General features: G+C 67.5%; 14 protein-coding genes and 3 pseudogenes. 4 read left to right on the plus strand and 13 right to left on the minus strand.

What is annotated here, in order from left to right:
• Positions 1 to 144: 144 nt before the first annotated feature.
• The 3 genes and pseudogenes from ACPEE0_RS10355 to polA form a co-directional block, all read right to left on the minus strand.
• Complete coding sequence (locus tag ACPEE0_RS10355) at positions 145 to 1,443, minus strand: GNAT family N-acetyltransferase (RefSeq protein WP_424574454.1); 1,299 nt, start codon at positions 1,441 to 1,443, stop codon at positions 145 to 147.
• A gap of 61 nt (positions 1,444 to 1,504) precedes the next feature.
• Positions 1,505 to 2,116, minus strand: a complete 612-nt coding sequence (locus ACPEE0_RS10360; protein ID WP_424574455.1) for a GyrI-like domain-containing protein — start codon at positions 2,114 to 2,116, stop codon at positions 1,505 to 1,507.
• Between the two features lie 31 nt (positions 2,117 to 2,147).
• Positions 2,148 to 4,791, minus strand: a pseudogene (gene polA / locus ACPEE0_RS10365) (DNA polymerase I).
• Between the two features lie 220 nt (positions 4,792 to 5,011).
• On the opposite strand from polA, the gene ACPEE0_RS10370 reads away from it, so the two are divergent.
• A complete protein-coding gene (locus ACPEE0_RS10370) occupies positions 5,012 to 5,485 on the plus strand; it encodes a hotdog fold thioesterase (protein WP_354176939.1) in 474 nt (157 codons plus the stop codon).
• 34 nt (positions 5,486 to 5,519) lie between these two features.
• On the opposite strand, the gene ACPEE0_RS10375 is transcribed toward ACPEE0_RS10370, so the two are convergent.
• The 6 genes and pseudogenes from ACPEE0_RS10375 to ACPEE0_RS10400 all read right to left on the minus strand — a co-directional run bounded on the left by ACPEE0_RS10375 (position 5,520) and on the right by ACPEE0_RS10400 (position 9,504).
• Positions 5,520 to 6,071, minus strand: a complete 552-nt coding sequence (locus ACPEE0_RS10375; protein WP_424574456.1) for a dihydrofolate reductase family protein — start codon at positions 6,069 to 6,071, stop codon at positions 5,520 to 5,522.
• 57 nt (positions 6,072 to 6,128) lie between these two features.
• Complete coding sequence (locus ACPEE0_RS10380) at positions 6,129 to 6,350, minus strand: hypothetical protein (protein WP_009357630.1); 222 nt, start codon at positions 6,348 to 6,350, stop codon at positions 6,129 to 6,131.
• Positions 6,347 to 7,608: pseudogene (locus ACPEE0_RS10385) on the minus strand (anion permease). The gene ACPEE0_RS10380 and the pseudogene ACPEE0_RS10385 overlap by 4 nt, the downstream one beginning before the upstream one ends.
• Before the next feature lie 155 nt (positions 7,609 to 7,763).
• The gene (locus tag ACPEE0_RS10390; protein ID WP_424574457.1) at positions 7,764 to 8,270 is read right to left on the minus strand and encodes an HAD domain-containing protein; all 507 of its coding nucleotides are present in this window, start codon (positions 8,268 to 8,270) and stop codon (positions 7,764 to 7,766) included.
• A gap of 13 nt (positions 8,271 to 8,283) precedes the next feature.
• A complete protein-coding gene (locus ACPEE0_RS10395) occupies positions 8,284 to 8,970 on the minus strand; it encodes a hypothetical protein (RefSeq protein WP_424574458.1) in 687 nt (228 codons plus the stop codon).
• A gap of 99 nt (positions 8,971 to 9,069) precedes the next feature.
• The gene (locus ACPEE0_RS10400) at positions 9,070 to 9,504 is read right to left on the minus strand and encodes a VOC family protein (RefSeq protein WP_009357628.1); all 435 of its coding nucleotides are present in this window, start codon (positions 9,502 to 9,504) and stop codon (positions 9,070 to 9,072) included.
• Between the two features lie 127 nt (positions 9,505 to 9,631).
• On the opposite strand from ACPEE0_RS10400, the gene ACPEE0_RS10405 reads away from it, so the two are divergent.
• Together ACPEE0_RS10405 and ACPEE0_RS10410 are read left to right on the plus strand one after the other, a co-directional pair.
• Positions 9,632 to 10,252 carry an L-threonylcarbamoyladenylate synthase gene (locus ACPEE0_RS10405; protein WP_424574459.1) on the plus strand — a complete coding sequence of 207 codons (621 nt, stop codon included), beginning with the start codon at positions 9,632 to 9,634 and terminating at the stop codon, positions 10,250 to 10,252.
• 546 nt (positions 10,253 to 10,798) lie between these two features.
• Positions 10,799 to 12,267, plus strand: a pseudogene (locus tag ACPEE0_RS10410) (HNH endonuclease).
• 50 nt (positions 12,268 to 12,317) lie between these two features.
• Here ACPEE0_RS10410 and ligD read toward each other — a convergent pair.
• Positions 12,318 to 13,340, minus strand: a complete 1,023-nt coding sequence (gene ligD / locus ACPEE0_RS10415) for a non-homologous end-joining DNA ligase (RefSeq protein ID WP_133346893.1) — start codon at positions 13,338 to 13,340, stop codon at positions 12,318 to 12,320.
• Positions 13,341 to 13,410: 70 nt separating this feature from the next.
• Here ligD and ACPEE0_RS10420 point away from each other — a divergent pair, with 70 nt between their 5' ends.
• Entirely contained in the window at positions 13,411 to 14,109 is a 699-nt protein-coding gene (locus ACPEE0_RS10420) for an alpha/beta family hydrolase (protein WP_009357624.1), read from the plus strand.
• Here the strand turns inward: ACPEE0_RS10420 and ACPEE0_RS10425 are convergent.
• The 3 genes from ACPEE0_RS10425 to ACPEE0_RS10435 all read right to left on the minus strand — a co-directional run bounded on the left by ACPEE0_RS10425 (position 14,106) and on the right by ACPEE0_RS10435 (position 17,575).
• The gene (locus ACPEE0_RS10425; protein WP_009357623.1) at positions 14,106 to 14,258 is read right to left on the minus strand and encodes a hypothetical protein; all 153 of its coding nucleotides are present in this window, start codon (positions 14,256 to 14,258) and stop codon (positions 14,106 to 14,108) included. The two genes, ACPEE0_RS10420 and ACPEE0_RS10425, sit on opposite strands and share 4 nt — an antisense overlap.
• 154 nt (positions 14,259 to 14,412) lie before the next feature.
• A complete protein-coding gene (gene hrpB / locus ACPEE0_RS10430; protein ID WP_424574460.1) occupies positions 14,413 to 17,106 on the minus strand; it encodes an ATP-dependent helicase HrpB in 2,694 nt (897 codons plus the stop codon).
• Entirely contained in the window at positions 17,057 to 17,575 is a 519-nt protein-coding gene (locus ACPEE0_RS10435; protein WP_424574461.1) for a hypothetical protein, read from the minus strand. Before ACPEE0_RS10435 ends, hrpB begins: the two co-directional genes overlap by 50 nt.
• Positions 17,576 to 17,603: the final 28 nt, after the last annotated feature.

The raw sequence follows: 17,603 nt of genomic DNA on the forward strand, positions 1-17,603 counted from the left end.
CGCAGGCGCGATTCGCGGTGAATCCGACGGATCCTCCGGGTCATCCTGATTTTGTGGATTTTACAGAACGTGCACGTGGTACACGCCCGTTTATTCTAGTCGCAGCCGCCAACAAGGGCAAAAGCGGGCAGGTGCCCCTCCCCCTCAGAAGTGGGTAAGGCAGTGCGTGGCCCGCTCCACCGCGAACATCTGGCGGGCCTGCAGCGCCGCGCCGGCAGTGCTTTCGCGGATTTTCCCTGCCGCCGCCAAAGTCACCGGGCAGACACCGCCGAGGTAGATGGAGGAAAGCGCTGAGACATCCAGTGCCAGGTCCGCAGGGGTGCCTTCCGGGAGTTGTTCGACGGCGGCCCGGCCGCCCTCCACTGCCAGGGCCCAGGTTCCCGCCGTGAGCCCGAGCGGGTCGCGGAGGTCCAGTACCAGCCTGCCGTCCGCCGGGTAGTGCCGGGCCTCAAGGGCCGCGGCGGCGTCCAGGATCCGGAGCCAGAGCATGTCCCTGCTGTCCGAGGAGCCGATGCAGCGCGGGTCGGTGAGGGCCCAGGGCAGGGGGTCGTCCAGTGGAGCTTCGCCCCAGGTGATGCGTTCCACCAGGTCGATGGCCGCCAGGAACTGCCAGAGTTCGAGGTAGGCGTCATTCGTGGCGGCAAGCAGGTCCACCACTTCCACCGTGTAGGGCTTGGTGTCCCAGCCGAGGAACTTGTACGAGACGTAGCCGTCCACGTCGCCGCCGGGGCCGTAGTGGAGCGCCACCTTGACGGCGGGGTCCTCTTTGCCTTCGTGTCCGAGTGACCCGGATGCCAGCTGCCGGTACCACTCCTGCCGTCCGATGGATCCCGGGGTAAGCCGGTGCACACGGTCGAACACCACCGGGGCCAGCTCCAGCAGGGCCTTGGGGTCGGCAACCTCCACGGAGCCGGTGGGCTGGTGCTGCAGGGTGAACCGGGTGGTGGTGTCAACCTTCACGGAGCGCTCGAAGCTCGCCACCCCGTAGCCGAACCGTCCGTAGATGGACCCCTCGGAGGCCGTAAGCGCCGCCATCGCCACGCCGTCCTCCTTCGCGAGCCTGAGGTCCTCGCTCATCATCCGCCGCAGCAGGCCCCGCCTGCGGTGCGAGGTGCGCACCGTCACCGACGTGACCAGCTGCGTCTCCAGTGTCCTTCCGAAGCCGATGTTCAGGGTCTTCCGGAGAGTCGCGAACGTGGCCACGGGAACCTCGGCGGGCAGCGATCCGGGAGCCACGCTTCCGGTCTGGTAGGCGCCCGTCAGGACCCGGCCATCCACCGCGTAGGTGGCAAGGGCCTTTTCCACGTGCTCGGGCGTGCGGGTGGATTCGTGGAATCCGAAGGACACCGCCCGGGACCACGTGGCGGCTTCCTCGTAGCCGTCGTTACCTTTCGGGACCGCGCCGAAGCGCCGGATTTCATAGTTGCCGCTCAGATCGCCCATTCGTCCGAGCCTCAGCCAATCCATCCGGCGTCTGACCAGCGCAAACAAAGGGCAGCCAGGGTCAGAGGAGGCGTACGGGCTGGCGCAGGATGGTCCGGAGTTTCTCCGGCGCCACCTTCCGGGGGTCGCTGAGGTAGATCTCATGGTGCGGCCCGGCGAATCCGTACCCGTGGGCGGGCATGAATTCACTGTGCAGCCGGTGCAGCACCGGCCCTTCGTCGTCATAGCTGCCGAGGTGCAGGATTTGGACCGACAGCCCCTCGTCCAGGGTCTCCAGCCGCAGCGCATCCAGCCCGGGAATCCCCTTGGCAGCCGCCTTGGCCACGCCGGCCTGCATTTCGTTGGAGCCGATCCAGCCGGGCTGCGGAACCATCATGGTCCACTTCCAGCTGTCCTTGTCGCGGGCGGTGAAGGCCCGGGGATCGTCAGCGGTCCACAGGCCTTCCAGCGGGCCCACCGCGTAGTCCCTGCCGGCGTTCTTGCTGGCGAACTTGACGGCGTAGGACACCGAGTACAGCGCTTCGAGCGCGGCGGCGTAGGCGGGGGCGGTGCCCGGGTTTCCCTGCCCGTCCACCATCAGGTACTGGAACGGCGGGACGGTGACCACCTCGAAGTCACGGGTGCGGGGCGCGTACAGCTCCTTGAACTGCTTCCGGACGTCGTATTTGTCCATCGCCCCGCCCCCGTTCGATTCGCGCTGCCGGTCAGTGCCCGGCGTCGTACCAGCTGGGACCGACGCCGATCTGGACTTCCAGGGGCACGCTGAGGTCCGCGGCGGCGGCCATCTGCTCCGTGACCAGCTGCTCCACGGCCTCGCGTTCCCCGGTGGCGACTTCCAGGACCAGTTCGTCGTGGACCTGCAGCAGCATGCGGGATTTCAGTCCCTGGGACTGCAGCCCGGCGTGGACTCCCAGCATGGCGCGCTTGATGATGTCCGCGGCCGAGCCCTGGATGGGGCTGTTGAGGGCGATGCGTTCAGCGTTTTCCCGCAGCTGCCGGTCGGTGCTGGTGAGGTCCGGCAGGTAGCGGCGGCGGCCTTCGATCGTGGCGGTGTACCCGTCCACGCGTGCCTGGTCCACCACGCCGCGGAGGTAGTCGCGGACCGCGCCGAACCGGTCGAAGTAGTCCTTCATCAGGGTGCGGGCCTCGTCCACGGAGATCTCCAGCTGCTTGGACAGGCCGAAGGAGGTCAGCCCGTACGCGAGCCCGTAGGACATGGCCTTGACCTTCGAGCGCATAGCGCTGGTGACCTCGCTGGTGGGCACATGGAAGATATTCGAACCCACGAACCGGTGCAGGTCCTCGCCGTCGCGGTACGCCTGGATCAGGCCCTCGTCGCCGGACAGGTGCGCCATGATCCGCATCTCGATCTGCGAGTAGTCTGCGGACAGCAGGCATTCATAGCCCTCGCTCACCACGAAGATCCCGCGGACCCGGCGGCCCTCCTCGCTGCGGATGGGGATGTTCTGCAGGTTGGGGTTGTTCGAAGAGATGCGGCCGGTGGCGGCCACGTTCTGGGCGTAGGTGGTGTGGATGCGCCCGTCCTCGGCCACCGACTTCTTCAGCGACTCGAGCATCTGCCGGAGCTTGGCCGCCTCCCGGTGCGCCATGAGCTGGACCAGGAATTCGTGCCCGGTCTTCTCCAGCAGGTTCTTCAGCGACGCGGCGTCGGTGGTGTACCCGGACTTGATCTTCTTCGTCTTGGGCAGCTGCAGTTCGTCGAACAGGACCGTCTGCAGCTGTTTGGGCGAACCGAGGTTGACCTCGTGTCCGATCGCCGCGAACGCCTGCTCCTGGGCCTGGTCGATGACCCGGGCGAGGTCCGCGAGCTGTTCGTCCATGCGGTCCATGTCGATCCGGATTCCGGCAAGCTCCATGTCCGCCAGGACACGGCTGACGGGCAGCTCCAGGGTGGACAGCAGCTCCTCCGCCTTGCGCTCCTTGAGTTCGGTTTCGAAGTACCGGCTCAGGGAAAGTACGACGGCGGCTGCCTGGACGAGTGCGTCGGCGGCGGCGGTATCGTCCCCGTCAAACGACAGTTCCAGCTGGCCGGCTTTGGCAGTCGCCGCGGGAATTCCGACGTTCAGGTGGTGCTGGGCGAGTTCGTCCAGCTCGTAGGAGCGGCGGTCCGGCTGGATGAGGTAACCGGAAATCGAGGTGTCGTCCACCACGCCCTCCAGCTCCAGCCCGCGGGCCGTCAGGGCCTTCAGGGCGGCCTTGAAGCCGTGCATCACCTTGGGCGCTTCGGGGTCGCGCAGCCAGCCGGCCAGCACGTTCTCCGTCTCGGCGTCCTGGCCTGAGAGGTCAATGTAGGCGGCCGCGCCGTCGCGGACGATCGCCACGGCTGCGGCGTCTTCGCCGATCCGTCCCGGGACCAGGTCCACGGCGAGGGCGGAACGCTGCCCTGCCCCGGCGGCCAGGAACGCCTCCAGCTCGGTGGCGGTTGCGGGGGTGGTGTATTCCGGGGCGTCGATGCTTTCGCGCTCCGCGGCGGGCGTGTCCTCTTCGCTGTAGAGGGCGAAGAGCCGGCTGCGGATGGTCTTGAACTCGAGCTGGTCGAACAGGTCTTCCAGGGCTGCCTGGTCCGGGCGGGGCTGGTACAGGTCGTCAAGCGTGACGGGCAGCTCCAGGTCCGTGTGGAGCTGGTTGAGCATGCGGTTGCGCTTCACGTTTTCGACGTTCTCGCGAAGGGCGTCGCCCACCTTCCCGCCGATGGAGTCCAGGTGTTCCAGGACACCTTCCAGTCCGCCGTAGAGGTTGATCCACTTGGCTGCGGTCTTCGGGCCGACGCCGGGCACGCCGGGAAGGTTGTCCGCCGTCTCCCCCACCAGCGCTGCAAGGTCGGAATAGCGGGACGGGCTGACGAAGTATTTGGCCTCGATGGCAGCGGCGTCCATCCGGGGGATGTCGCTGACGCCCTTCTTGGGGTAGAGGACGAACACGTTGTCTGTGATGAGCTGGAACGCGTCCCGGTCGCCGGAGACCAGCAGCACCTCGAAGCCTGCCTTCTCCCCCATGGCGGCGAGGGTGGCCAGGATGTCGTCCGCCTCGTAGCCGGGCAGTTTGATGGTCTTGATCCCCCACGCCTCCACCACCTGCGCGATCAGGTCGATCTGGCCGCTCATTTCGCGGGGGGGTCTCGTTCCGGCCGCCCTTGTATTCGCTGTACTGGGCCTTGCGGTGGGTGGTCTCGTCGGAGACGTCGAAGGCCACGGCGATGTGCGTGGGCTGCTGCTCCTTGATCAGGTTGATCAGCATGGAGGTAAAGCCGTGGATGGCGTTGGTGTGCTGCCCGTTCATGGTGGAGAACTTGTCCGCGGGCAGGGCGAAGAAGGCACGGAAAGCCATGGAGTGGCCGTCCAGGACCAGGAGCCGCGGCTGGCCTGTCATGGGCACCACGGGGGCTGCGGCAGCTGAAACCGACTCACCGGCGGGAGCAGGAACCTTGTCCTTGACGGCGGTGCCGCCCAGGGCACTTCCGCCTTCGAGGGCAGGGTCCTGCGGAAGAACTTCAGACGGGAAAGGGGCCGGTTTGGTTGTTTCACTCACAGGTGCCAGCCTAGTTGGCATGATGGACAATTTCACGCCCGGTCCCTTCGCGGAGGAGCTGGCGGCCGCCGGCGTTCCGGACCACTTGCACGCCTGGCTGGGCCGGTACGGGATCGGCGCCCTGGTGGTGAAGATGGGCATTCGGTTCCTTGAGATGAGTCCCGAGAGAACCGTGGCCACCATGCCGGTGGCGGGCAATACCCAGGTGGCCGGCATCCTGCACGGTGGCGCTCATGTTGTGCTGGCCGAGACGCTGGGCTCGTTTGCAGCGTCCATGCATGCCGGGGAGAGCCGGCATGCTGTGGGCATTGAAGTCAGTGCCGCCCATCACCGTTCCATCGCAGCGGGCATGGTGACCGGGACATGCACCGCCATCCACCTGGGCGGAACCCTGGCAACGCACGAAATCGTCATGACGGACGATCAGGGCCGGCGCCTTTCGACCGCCCGGATCACGAACCTGATCAGGAAGAACGCGCCGGGAGGGCAATAGCCGGCGCCAAGCCGGTTCCGGCACCCGGGCGCCGCTAGGTACTATTGCGGCTGAAAAGGTAGCGCAACTCAACCACGCCCCTGCCCAGGGTGCGCGAGGCAGTCAACTCAAGGGGCGGCGTCGGGCCAGCCAGCGGCAACAGGCGCTTGCCCTCGCCAAGGACCACCGGGATGACCGAAAGGATGATTTCGTCCAGCAGCCCGGCGTCGGCGAACTGGGCGGCCAGGTTTCCGCCGCCCACCACCCAGACGTTCCTGCCGGCAGCCGCGCGCCGGAAATCCTCCACGAACTCGCCCACGTCGCCCCGCACGAAAGTGATGTCCGCCCCTGCGGGCGCGGAATACTCGTGCCTGGTGAACACGTAGCTCGGCGTCCCGGAACAGGGCCACTTGTCCGGCTCGTGCGCCATCAGCCAGGCGTAGGTTTCTCCGCCCATGACGATGCAGCCCACCTCGGCCATGAACGCGTCGTAGCTTTCGGATCCGCCCTCGAAGCCGTCAAACTGCAGGAGCCAGCCGAGGTCGTCGGTGGAGGTGGCGATGAAGCCGTCCAGCGAGGCAGCGACGAAGTACTGGAAGCGTGGCATGCGCCCAGCCTAGCCAAAGCCGCCGGGCGTGGACAGTGGTCCGAACCGCAGTCCTGGCTAGCCGGAGAAGTACGGGATGATCAGGTACAGCCCGAAGAGCACGGCCAGGCCGCACAGGCCGAAGCACACGTAGGCGAACGACTTCTTGATGCCCGGCGAGGCCTGCTGGGAATCTGCAGCGATGGCGGTGAGCCGGACACCCAGCGAGTACAGGGTGACCACGGTAACGGCCGCAATCAGGGTGGCACCGGCCACGGTCACGAGTTCCAGCCACTTCATCGCCGGGGCTCCTTCGGGTTGGTCGCGTCGGCGTCGGTCTGTGCCTGGGCCTCTTGCTGTGCTTTATGTGCCTGCGCCCTGGCGCGGGCCATGGCCTTCTTCTTCCTGAAGCGGACAGCCTGGCCGGCCTCCTCCACTTCAATGGCGTTGTGGTGGCCAACAGCCGATTTGCGGGAGTAGAAGAACATGAAGAGTACGGCGGCTGTGCCGGCGACGGCCGCGATCAGGACGCCCACCACGCCGGTCTTGACCAGCAGGGCAGTGAGGGCACCCACGATGCCCGCGGCGGGCAGAGTGAAGAGCCAGCCGAGGGCGATCTTCCCCACCATGCTCCAGCGGACGCTGGTTCCCTTGCGGCCCATTCCGGAGCCGATCACGGAACCGGAGGCCACCTGGGTGGTGGACAGGGCGAAGCCCAGGTGGAGGACGCCAGGATGGCGGACGCGGTGCTGGTTTCGGCGGCGAAGCCCTGGGCGGGTTTGACCTCGGTCAGCCCGGCGCCCATGGTCCGGATGATGCGCCAGCCGCCGGCATAGGTGCCGATGGCGATGGCGAACGCGCAGGCAGCGATGACCCAGAAAGCGGGGCCGGAACCGGGCTCCTGGGTGCCGGCCGCAATCAGGACAAGCGTGATGATGCCCATGGTCTTCTGGGCGTCGTTGGTGCCGTGGGCCAGGGCCACCAGGCTGGAGGTGAAGATCTGTCCCGTCCGGAAGCCGCCGCGCTTCTGGGTGAGCTTGCTGCCCGTTTCCGGATCGTGGCGGGACGTGAGGGCATAGGCGAGGCGGGTGCACACATACGCCACGATGCCGGCGATGAGGGGTGCGAAAATCGCGGGGAGGATGACCTTCTGCAGGAGGCCCTCAAGGTTGATGGAGTGGATCCCGATGCCGGCTATCGCAGCGCCGATCAGGCCGCCGAACAGTGCGTGGGATGAACTGGACGGCAGGCCTTTGAGCCACGTGATCATGTTCCAGAGGATGGCGCCCATCAGGCCGGCAAAAATAATGTCCGGCGTGATCTGGATGCCGTCCGAACCCTCACGGATGATGCCGCCGGAAACCGTCTTGGCCACCTCGGTGGACAGGAAGGCGCCCACCAGGTTCAGGATGGCAGCCAGGGTTACCGCGGTCTTCGGCTTGATGGCACCGGTCGCAATGGGGGTGGCCATGGCGTTTGCGGTGTCGTGGAAGCCGTTCGTGAAGTCGAAAAATAGTGCCAGCGCAATGACCAGCGCCACCATGAAGGTGATATCCACCTGTTGCCCAATCTGCAGAGACGACGTTCGGCAGTTTCTATCCCCCGGCTGCTGCCGTGGACAGCATAATTCACCGACTGTTCGTGTGGAATGACTTGCGGCGTTTGCAAAACCGGCGGGAAACCTTATCGATCGTACGCGTCCGGGCCATCAGGTCAAAACATCGGTTGGGTCAGGAACGTGCGGACCGCCGCCAGTTCAGCCGGGGAAATCCCCCGGCGCGGATGGGGCGAAACAAGGCGGATCCGGCGGCCCAGCAGCCGCGCCCACGCTTGTGCCTCCGCCTCGAAATCCAGCTGGTCGTCGATCCAGGCCACGGCGTCCGGGCCCGTCGTTTCCACATCGTCCTGGATGGCGCGGAGTTTCCACCATCCGGTGCCGCCGGGCGGCCCCGTCGAGGAGAGATAAGGCCAGGTGCCGCCGTCGAGGCCGATGGCCGGGCACAAGTACTGCGGGGCAAGTTCCTCCCAGCTGGTGAGCCAGACACAGCGGAGCCCGTCGGCCCGTGCCAGCGAATTCAGCCCGTCCACCAGTTCCCTTGCATAGGCAACGGGCAGGAGGCCGGCATCCACGTGGCACCACGCTGAACCCCAACCGGTGGTTCCCTCCGGGCCAAAAGGGCAGATGACGCCGTCGACGTCGATATAAAGCGTGCGGCCCACGCTGCCCTGCCTTTCAGTTCCGGCGGAACTCCGAAGGCTCCCGTCCCGATTCCAGCCCGGGAGCAATGCGCTCCTCCAGTGCGGCGACAGTCACGTCCGGCAGGACGATAAGGCCGTCCAGTTCCCGCCGAGCCCGTTTGTATGCTGCCTGGCGCTCGGCGGGGGTGGCGGCATGGTTTTCGGCGATCATCAGCAGCTTCCTGGCAGTGGCCAGCCGTTCACGCTCGGGTCCGGTGAACTTGCTGTCCCTGATGCGCCGGGCTTCCCGCTCCGCCACATCCAGCGCGACGGCGAAACTGTTGACGGCCTGCCGGTAGGCCTCCAGCCGGGCTGGAGACGTGATGTCCGCAGCAGTGTTGGGCCGCTGGCCATCGGCCTCCCGCTTCGCGCGGAGGAATGCCACGGTCAAGGGTTCCCGGACGTCCGTCATCAGCGGAAATTCGATGAGTTTGCCGACGTCCAGTTCATAGTCCAGCCAGCGCCGGTTGGTGGCGTCATGGGTCGCCATCAGGGCTTCCACTTCCGCCGTTGACGCCTGCTCCGCTGCCAGGTGCTGGTTACGCAGTTTGTACAGTTCCACCCTGCGCTGGTGCCGGCGCTCGCTGGCCTTGCGCCAGCTGTTGGCCCAGTGTCCGGTAAAGGCGGCAAGCGGGAAGACCAGCCACCATTTGTCGGACAGGAACTCGAAAAGGGATTCCACCCGTCCATCGTCGCAGGCGGTGAGGCGCGCCTCAAGGAGGATTTCGGGCGGATGTGCTTCCCCGGGGGATGTTCCCCCGGGGAGGCAGTCAGGCCAGGATCAGGGTGCGCCCGTGGTGCCTTGGGCGGCGTTGACGTTAACCAGCCAGCCGATGCCGTAACGGTCTTTGCACATGCCGAAGACATCTCCCCACGGGGACTTCTCCATCGGCACGGTGACTGAACCGCCGTCGCCGCTGAGCTTGTCGTAGTAGCCCCGAAGCTCTGCCTCGTCCTCGCCGCTGAGCGAGATGGAGATGGCTGACCCCTCACGGTATTCCATGCTGTTCGGGGTGTCGGCGCCCATGAGGACCAGGCCCTGGGGGGTGGTCAGCATGCCATGCATGATCTTGTCCGCCTCCGCGGGATCTTCGCTGGCCTGGTAATCACCGAACGTACTGACGCGGAGGTCGCCGCCGAACACGGACTGGTAGAAGTTCAGGGCCTCGCGGGCGTTGTCACGGAAGTTGAGGTAGGGGTTGAGGATGGTCGGCATGGCTGAATCTCCTTAGTGGGGACTGACACGGTGAAACCAGACAACATCCTGCCCCAAAGAAGGGAGCGCTGGTAGGGGGTTTGGGAACGTTCGTGCAGGCGGGGCCGGGTGCCACTAGGCTCGGGACATGGCCAGATACTTCGATGTTCATCCACAGGATCCCCAGCCCCGGGCCATCACCCAGGCTGTCCGCATCATCCTCGACGGCGGGCTGATCGCCTACCCCACCGACTCCTGCTATGCGCTGGGCGCGCAGATGGGCAACAGGGAGGCCCTGGACCGGATCCGCAGCATCCGGCAGCTGGATGACAAGCACCATTTCACCCTCGTCTGCCGCGACTTCGCGCAGCTGGGGCAGTTCGTGAACATCGGCAACGACGTGTTCCGGAGCATCAAGTCCGTCACGCCGGGAAGCTACACCTTCATCCTGCCTGCCACCCGGGAGGTTCCCAAGCGGCTGCTGCATCCCAAAAAGAAGACTGTAGGCGTCAGGATCCCGGACAACCGGGTGGTCCAGGCGCTTCTGGCCGAGCTGGGTGAGCCCCTGCTGTCCAGCACCCTCCTGCTGCCGGATGAGGAAGAGCCGCTGACCCAGGGCTGGGACATCAAGGAGCGGCTGGACCATCAGGTGGATGCGGTGATCGATGCCGGCGACTGCGGGGCCGAGCCCACCACTGTCATTGACTTCTCCAGCGGCGTCGCGGAGGTCGTCCGGCACGGCGCAGGAGACGCGTCACGGTTCGAGTAGGTTCCGGTCCGGGTTCGGGTGGCGTACGACGGCGGCCCGGCAGCTGTGCCGGGCGGCACGCCTGCGGGTGTGACCACGTGCCTCTCGATGGAGCAGCGCCGGATCGAAGTGGTGACGCCGTCAGGGACAGCGATCTTCAGGGGTACCGTGAGTACTCGGATGCCACGACTTACCCTGGGGGCTCGTGGTCAAGTGAGGGTGCACGCAGATACGTTGCGGTTTTCGGATCGTCGATAGTCGTTCCGGACGGAACCATTTACTTCGACCCGAAGGTGACCAGGATCGATGGTTGGGACGTTCTGTCTTACTCGGATGGCCTGACGTGTGTACTGGACACAAATTACGTCGAAGCCAACGGCACAAACGGCCACAACCACAGCAGCGGGACTTGCACCACCAGCTAGTCCCGGTTTCCTGAAGGCCCGGTCCGCTCGGAGCGGGCCTTCAGCGTGCTGCCATAACAAGCAACGTGGCGGTCACGGCTGGTTTTCCACATAGGCGCTGGTCATGGCGGGAATTGTCAGACCGTGCTGGAAGACTCTGTTCATGGAAGCAGTTGGGACGGCGGCAGACCCAGGGTACGGGACGGTTGCGGGGCTTTATGGTGTCCCGACTGTTTCGGACGTGCTTGCCCTGCTCGCCCGCGTGCCCGTCGCTTCTGATGGTGCGGGGATGATTGACCAGTTGCGGCAGCTGGAGGATGTGAAGTCCCTGGCCGGTGCCCGGCAGGCCGACATCACTGTCGCCTTTGATGGGTTCCAGCGGCGGGTTCAGGCCGCGGCCGGTGTCCCGGCCGAGGAGCAGGGCGCCGGTGTGGCTGCCCAGATTGCGCTGGCACGCCGGGAATCCCCCGCCAAGGGCGGACGGCTCCTGGGTTTGGCGAAAGCGCTGACGGGGATGCCGCGGACGCTGGCCGCGTTCCGGTCCGGGCAGCTGAACGAGTGGCGCACCACTTTGGTCGTGAAGGAGACAGCCTGCCTGACTGTGGAGGACCGCATGGCGGTGGACGAGGAACTCGCCGCGGACACCGGCGCCCTGGACGGGGCCGGGGACCGCGCCATCGTTAGCGCCGTCCGCACCGCCGCGTACCGGCGCGACCCGCGGTCTGTCGCACGCAGGGCGGCGCATGCGGTGACGGAGCGGACGGTGTCGTTGCGGCCGGCGCCGGATGCGATGACGTACCTGACCGCGCTGATGCCCGTCGCCCAGGGTGTGGCCGCCTACGCCGTGCTGGTCCGGGAGGCCGATGGCGCCCGGGCGGGAGGGGATGAGCGGACCAGGGGCAGGTCATGGCCGACACCCTGGTCGAACGCGTCACCGGCACCCGGGCCGGGATCACGGGTATCGACCTCCAGGTCGTGATGACGGACCGGGCCCTGTTCCAGGGCGACAGCGAGCCGGCCAGGATCCCCGGCTACGGCATCATCCCCGCCGAAACCGCCCGCACCCTCCTCCTCAACACCAAACGTGCCAGCGCCGAAGCCCATGACAGGCAGGACCTGGCCCTCTGGATCCGCCGGCTCTACACCACACCCGCCACAGGCGAGCTTGTCGCGATGGACTCCCGGGCGCGGCTCTTCCCGGCCGGGCTCAAACGGTTCCTCCAGGTCCGGGACGACACCTGCCGCACGCCCTACTGCGACGCGCCGATCCGCCACCACGACCACATCACCGCCTGGCACAATGGCGGAACTACCACCGCAGGCAACGGCCAAGGACTTTGCGAAGCCTGCAACCACACGAAAGAAACCCCCGGCTGGTCGGCAAAACCACTCATGCTTCCCGGCCTCCGGCACACCGTCCAGACCCGCATCCCCACAGGCCACACCTACCACTCCACCGCACCCCCACTTCCGGGCAACTGGCTGGCAGCAGCCGCCGCTCCCGTGAGCGGCCGATTGCGTGACATCGCTGCCAAACGTGGCACTACTGCCCGGTCAGGAGCACCGCTCCTGGAACATGCTGCTGTGACAAATCAGGTCCGGGTGTTGGGCAGGGCAGGTCCCGCGGGGTAGTGCGGATTGGGCTGCCGCAAGCCCTGAACGGGAGAGGAACGGCTTCCGGATTAGTCCTGCTTCTTGGCCCGGCTGGGCTGTACCCGGGGCGGCTCGCCAGGCATCTTTGGGTAGTCCGGCGGGAAGGGCAGCTCACCGAGGCCGTCTTTGACGTCGCGCTCCCACCACTCCAACAAGGTGTCAATGCTGCCGGGATTCCGGTGGAAATCGGCCCAGGGGTCGCCGGTGGTCCGCAGGCGCTCCGGAACGGTAAGGATGGTGAAGTTCTTCGGATCCGCGTTCCCCAACTCATCCCACGTGATGGGGCAGGAGACCGGGGCATGCGGCAAAGCACGCGGGCTGTAGGCGCCGGCAATGGTGCGGTCCCGGTTGGCCTGGTTGAAATCGAGGAAAATACGCTGGCCCCGCTCCTCCTTCCACCAGGCCGTCGTGACCTTGTCCGGCATCCGGCGCTCCACTTCCCGGGCCGCGGCGATCACGGCGTGCCTGACATCCAGGAACTCGCGGACGGGCGCGATGGGCGCGTAGACGTGGAGGCCCCGGTTTCCCGACGTCTTGATAAAGCAGTCCAGGCCCGCTTCCGCCAGCACTTCCTTGAGGACCAGCGCGGCCGGGACGGCATCGTCGAAGTCCGTTCCCGGTTGCGGGTCGAGGTCGATCCGCAACTGGTCCGGGTTGTCGGTGTTTTCCGTCCGCGACGGCCAGGGATGGAACACCACCGTGTTCATCTGGACTGCCCAGACAGCCGCCGCAGGCTCATCCAGCACCAGTTGCGGATGGGAGCGTGCGCTGGGGTAAACCACCTTGACCGAGCGGACGAAGTCCGGGGTCCCTTTCGGCGGGTTTTTGGAGAAGAACATTTCCCCGTTGATGTTGTCCGAGTATCTCTGCAGGGACACAGGCCGGTCGCCGTTCGCGGCAATGAAGGCCTCCCCCACGTCGCAGATATAGCGGGCCAGGTCCAGTTTGGTCAGTCCCAGGTCCGGCCACAGCACCCGGCTGGGGCTGGAAATGCGCATCTCGCGTTCGCCGTGGGGACCCTGGACCGTAATGGTGGTCTGTTCGCTCGCCATGGGGACAACGTACACCCCGCCGTCCTGAAGCCGGCACATTTCACCCACCGCGGTCAGGCATGATGGAGTCATGCCCGATGCCGAAACACAGCTCTCCCTTGACGTGGACGGGACCAAAGTCTCCGCAGCCTATGCCCGCCCCGAAGCGCCCTGGGCTACGGTGGTTGTCGCCCACGGTGCCGGAGCCGGCATGGAGCATCCCTTCCTGCGGGGCTTCACCCAGGCCCTCAACGCCCTCGGACTGGCTACCCTGCGTTTCAACTTCCCGTACCGTGAAGCCGGCCGACGGTTCCCTGACCGGCCTCCTGCGGCCATCGCCACCTGGCGGGCCGCCATGGCGGAGGCCGCCGGACAGGCTGCCGAGCATGGTGGATCGGGTCCGGTCTGGGCTGCCGGGAAGTCTTTTGGCGGCCGGATGGCCTCAATGGCCGTAGCGGACGGAATGCCGGCCGACGGGCTCATCTACCTGGGGTATCCCCTGCACCCGCCGGGAAAACCGGAGAAGCTTCGCGACGAGCACCTCTACGGGCTCACCACCCCCATGCTGTTCCTGCAGGGCACCCGCGACACCTTCGCCACACCCGAAATTCTTGAGGGCGTCATCTCCCGCATTGGGCCCTCAGCTGTCCTTCAGTGGATGGAGGGCGGCGACCATTCCTTCGCCGTCGCCGGCCAGAAACGCCAGGCCGACGAGGTAGGGGCCTCGCTGGCAGCCCCCGTGGCCGAATTCATCCGCGCCAGCAGCAACCAGGCGCCCGGCATCCGCTAGGCGGCTTCCTCGTGCCACCAGCCCTCCCAGGCGGTGGAGGTGAGCCGGCCCTCGGGAAACTCCGTCTTTCCGTTGCTCCCGCTGGAAGACCAGGCATCGTCGCCGCGCCGGCCGTCGAGCAAAAGGTTAAGGCTGTTCAAGAGAAACATCTTTACGTCCTTCCATAAGTTGAATGGACCACGCTGTCCATGTACCTGAGAGCCTAGCCACAGCATGTTTCAGCACGTCGACGCAACGTTTCGATCTTGTATCGGAGTTATCACCCGGCCTCACCAGCGCCGACAGGAAGCACCCGGAAGCGGCTTACCTGCGCTGCTTGGTCCGGGCCGTGGCAGGGGCGCTCCAGGGGTCCTCCGGCCATGGATGCTTGGGGTAGCGGCCCCTCATCTCCGCCCGGACCTGGGCGTAGGGGCCGGACCAGAAGGAAGTGAGGTCGTCAGTCACTGCCAGCGGACGGCGGGCCGGGGACAGCAGGTGGAAAAGCACAGGCACGGTACCGTCGAGCAGCCGCGGTGACTCGGCGAGGCCGAAGCATTCCTGCAGCTTCACGGCCACCACCGGCCGGGCGCTCTCGTCATCGTGGCCCGGATAGTCGATGCTGATCCGTGAACCGCTGGGAACCTCCAGCCATTCCTGGGCAAGCTCGTCGAGCCTGGCGGCCTCGGGCCAAGGCAGCAGCCGGCGCAGCGGCTGGGTGAGGTCCACGGACCCGACGGCGGCGCCTGCGGCAAGCCGTTCGAGTTCAGGTCCCAGCCACTCGTCGAGGCGCAGCAGGAGGGCCGGGTCCGAGACGTCCGGCCACGGTTCCCCCAGTTCCCGCCTCAGGAAGGCAAGACGGCGGCGCAGGGCCGCGGCCGCCGTCGACCATTCCAGGACAGCCAGCCCCTCCGTGCGCAGCGCTCCGGTCACCGCGGCCCTGCCCTCCTCCGGTCCGGGGCGGATGGGAGTGTCGGCAAGCACGATCGCGCCGAGGCGGCGGACCTTCCGTGCCGTTACCCGGCCCTGGCTGAACTGTGCCTCGACAGTCTCGGTGATAAGGCCGGACGCGGCTGCCTGGGCGAGTTCGACCGTCAGCGGTGCCGCCGCCCGGATGACGGCGCCGGTGCCGGCTGAGTCCCGTCCGTCGGCCCGGGCCACCTCGGCCACGGCCAGCCACTCCTGCCCGGACAGGGCGCTCCCGGCGGGCAGTCCCGCCCGCGTCCCGGACGAAAGCAGGTAGCGGGCTGGCCCGTCGCCGGGTACCAGGCGGGCCACCCGGTCGGGAAAGGCGAGTGCGACGACGGCCCCCACCGCGGTGCCGCCCGCGCCGTCGATGGAAAGGGCCGGTTGCGGGGCGGAGGACGCATTCCGGGTCAGACGTTCCAGCCAGCGGGCTTCCTCGGCCCAGCGCCGCCCGGCGGGGCCGGAGTCACCGCGGAGCCTGGACATAAGGCCGGGCAGGTCGGCGCCCGGGGCCCGCTGGTCGCCTGCCACAGCCGCCACCACCTCGGCGGCTTCCCGAGCTCCGAGGGCCGCAGCGCCGTCAAGGAGGGCACGGGCGAGCCGCGGGTCAGCCGGAATCCCCGCCAGGATCCTGCCCGCGGATGTGGCGTGGCCGTCGGCGGAGACGGCGCTGAGTTCCCGCAGCACCTCCACGGCATCGTCCAGGGCCTGCCGCGGCGGACTGTCGGGCAGGGCCAGTCCCTCGCCGCCGGGGGATCCCCAGCAGGCAAGCATCAATGCGGCGCCCGTTAAGTCCGCAACCTTGATCTCAGGCGTCACATGTGCCGGCGACGCCCCGTACGCCTGCTGGCTGTAGCAGCGCACCACTCTTCCCGGGCCCTGGCGGGCGGCCCGGCCGGCGCGCTGGTCTGCGGATGCGCGGGAGCAGGAGACCGTCACCAGGCCACTCATCCCGCGGCCGGAGTCCCTGCGCGGCTCACGCGCCAGGCCGGAATCGACCACCAGCCGCACTCCCGGCACGGTCAGGGAAGACTCGGCCAGGTCGGTCGAAACAATGATCCGCGGGCTCTCGCCCGGCCCGCGTCCGGACACTGCACGGTCCTGCTCGGCGGCGCCCACCTGGCCGTGCAGCTCCAGCACGTCCACGGCCGGCCCCAGCCTCCGCCGCAGCCCTGCCGCCACCTCCGAGACTTCCCTGGCGCCGGGAACGAAGACCAGCGCGTCCACGGTGCTGTCCCCGGCCAGTGCTTCCAAGTGCGCCCGCGCCGCCGTTACCGCCAGGTGGTCCAGGAAACCCTGTGTCACTCCCCTGCCGTCCAGCCGCGGGCCGCCGCCCGTAACCCACTCCACCGCCAGGGGATGGAGCACGGAGGGGCAGTCGACCAGGGGAGCCGCGGATCCGCCGTCGGGATCTCCGAGCAGGGAAGCGAAACGCGGCGCATCCAGGGTCGCGGACATGGCGACGACGGTAAGGTCACCGCGGAGCTGCCGGACTTCGGCCAGCATGCCGACCAGCAGGTCCGTCTCCAGGCCGCGCTCATGCACTTCGTCCAGGACGACGGCGGCGGTGTCCTCAAGGCCGGGGTCGGCCAGCAGGCGGCGCAAGAGGATGCCGGGGGTTACGAATTCAACGAGCGTTTCTGCTCCCGCGTGCCGTTCCCCGCGGACGGTGTAGCCCACCCGGCTGCCAAGCCGGGTTCCGTCCAGGGAGGCGAGCCGCCGTGCCGCGGCACGCGCGGCCACCCGCCGCGGCTGGGTCACCACCACCCGTCCGGCGGGGTGCACATGGTTGGCAAGCAGGGGCGGAACAAGTGTGGTCTTGCCGGTGCCCGGCGGCGCCTGCACGACCGCCGCGCCGTTGCCAAGCGCGGCATTCAGCGCGTCAAGTGACGCTGCGAATGCCAGCCCGGTACCGATCGCGTCGAGGTCGAACGCCCCCGGATCAAGGGGCCGCTCCTGCCGGCTGGGAAAGTCATCCGTCCATTGTGCCCCGCCGCCGGGCCGTCTATTGCTTGCCCGGCGCTTTGCCCTTCCCCTTGCCCTCCTTGGCCGCATCCGGGACCGCTGCGGGCGGCTCGCCCTGGCCGGGCGGCGGCAGCGGGGCGGTGACAGGCTCTTCCGGCATCTGCTGGAGCGGTTGGGGCTGCGTGTTCGGTGTCTCGGACGGGACGGTTTCCGCGGTACCCGGTACTGCCGCTGCGCCCGCCAGGGAAGATTGGGAAGCCAGATGCCCGGCGATGTCCGCGCGGACGGTCTCCAATGCCGTTTCAATGCTCCGGAGCCGCGGCGCGGAAATGCGTCCGTCCCGGGCCGCTGCGTCCAGGTCGCTTTCGAGTGCCTGGAGGGCTGCCAGGGCTCCGTCCATCCTGTTCTCGGCCGCGGCCTGGCTGATGCTCAGGACCCTGATTTGGAAGCCCCGTAGCGTTGCCGTGTCCGAATCCGAGGTCCGGATCCCGGTGGTGGCAGCGAAGACAATGGCGGCCAGGGCCAGCGCGGCCGCCAGCGCCGCCGCTGCTGTCCGCATCCGCCGCGCAGGAACCGGCTGTACTGTT

Source organism: Arthrobacter sp. SD76, assembly GCF_049726125.1.
Taxonomy (GTDB): domain Bacteria; phylum Actinomycetota; class Actinomycetes; order Actinomycetales; family Micrococcaceae; genus Arthrobacter; species Arthrobacter nitrophenolicus.

What these genes read in the sequence shown, in the direction of transcription:
- ACPEE0_RS10355 (WP_424574454.1), bottom strand. Translation starts at nt 1,443, where the DNA reads ATGGGCGATCTGAGCGGCAACTATGAAATCCGGCGCTTCGGCGCGGTC.
- ACPEE0_RS10400 (WP_009357628.1), bottom strand. Translation starts at nt 9,504, where the DNA reads ATGCCGACCATCCTCAACCCCTACCTCAACTTCCGTGACAACGCCCGC.
- ACPEE0_RS10375 (WP_424574456.1), bottom strand. Translation starts at nt 6,071, where the DNA reads ATGCCACGCTTCCAGTACTTCGTCGCTGCCTCGCTGGACGGCTTCATC.
- ACPEE0_RS10370 (WP_354176939.1), top strand. Translation starts at nt 5,012, where the DNA reads ATGATGGACAATTTCACGCCCGGTCCCTTCGCGGAGGAGCTGGCGGCC.
- ACPEE0_RS10380 (WP_009357630.1), bottom strand. Translation starts at nt 6,350, where the DNA reads ATGAAGTGGCTGGAACTCGTGACCGTGGCCGGTGCCACCCTGATTGCG.
- ACPEE0_RS10405 (WP_424574459.1), top strand. Translation starts at nt 9,632, where the DNA reads ATGGCCAGATACTTCGATGTTCATCCACAGGATCCCCAGCCCCGGGCC.
- ACPEE0_RS10425 (WP_009357623.1), bottom strand. Translation starts at nt 14,258, where the DNA reads ATGTTTCTCTTGAACAGCCTTAACCTTTTGCTCGACGGCCGGCGCGGC.
- ligD (WP_133346893.1), bottom strand. Translation starts at nt 13,340, where the DNA reads ATGGCGAGCGAACAGACCACCATTACGGTCCAGGGTCCCCACGGCGAA.
- hrpB (WP_424574460.1), bottom strand. Translation starts at nt 17,106, where the DNA reads ATGCGGCCAAGGAGGGCAAGGGGAAGGGCAAAGCGCCGGGCAAGCAAT.
- ACPEE0_RS10435 (WP_424574461.1), bottom strand. Translation starts at nt 17,575, where the DNA reads ATGCGGACAGCAGCGGCGGCGCTGGCGGCCGCGCTGGCCCTGGCCGCC.
- ACPEE0_RS10360 (WP_424574455.1), bottom strand. Translation starts at nt 2,116, where the DNA reads ATGGACAAATACGACGTCCGGAAGCAGTTCAAGGAGCTGTACGCGCCC.
- ACPEE0_RS10420 (WP_009357624.1), top strand. Translation starts at nt 13,411, where the DNA reads ATGCCCGATGCCGAAACACAGCTCTCCCTTGACGTGGACGGGACCAAA.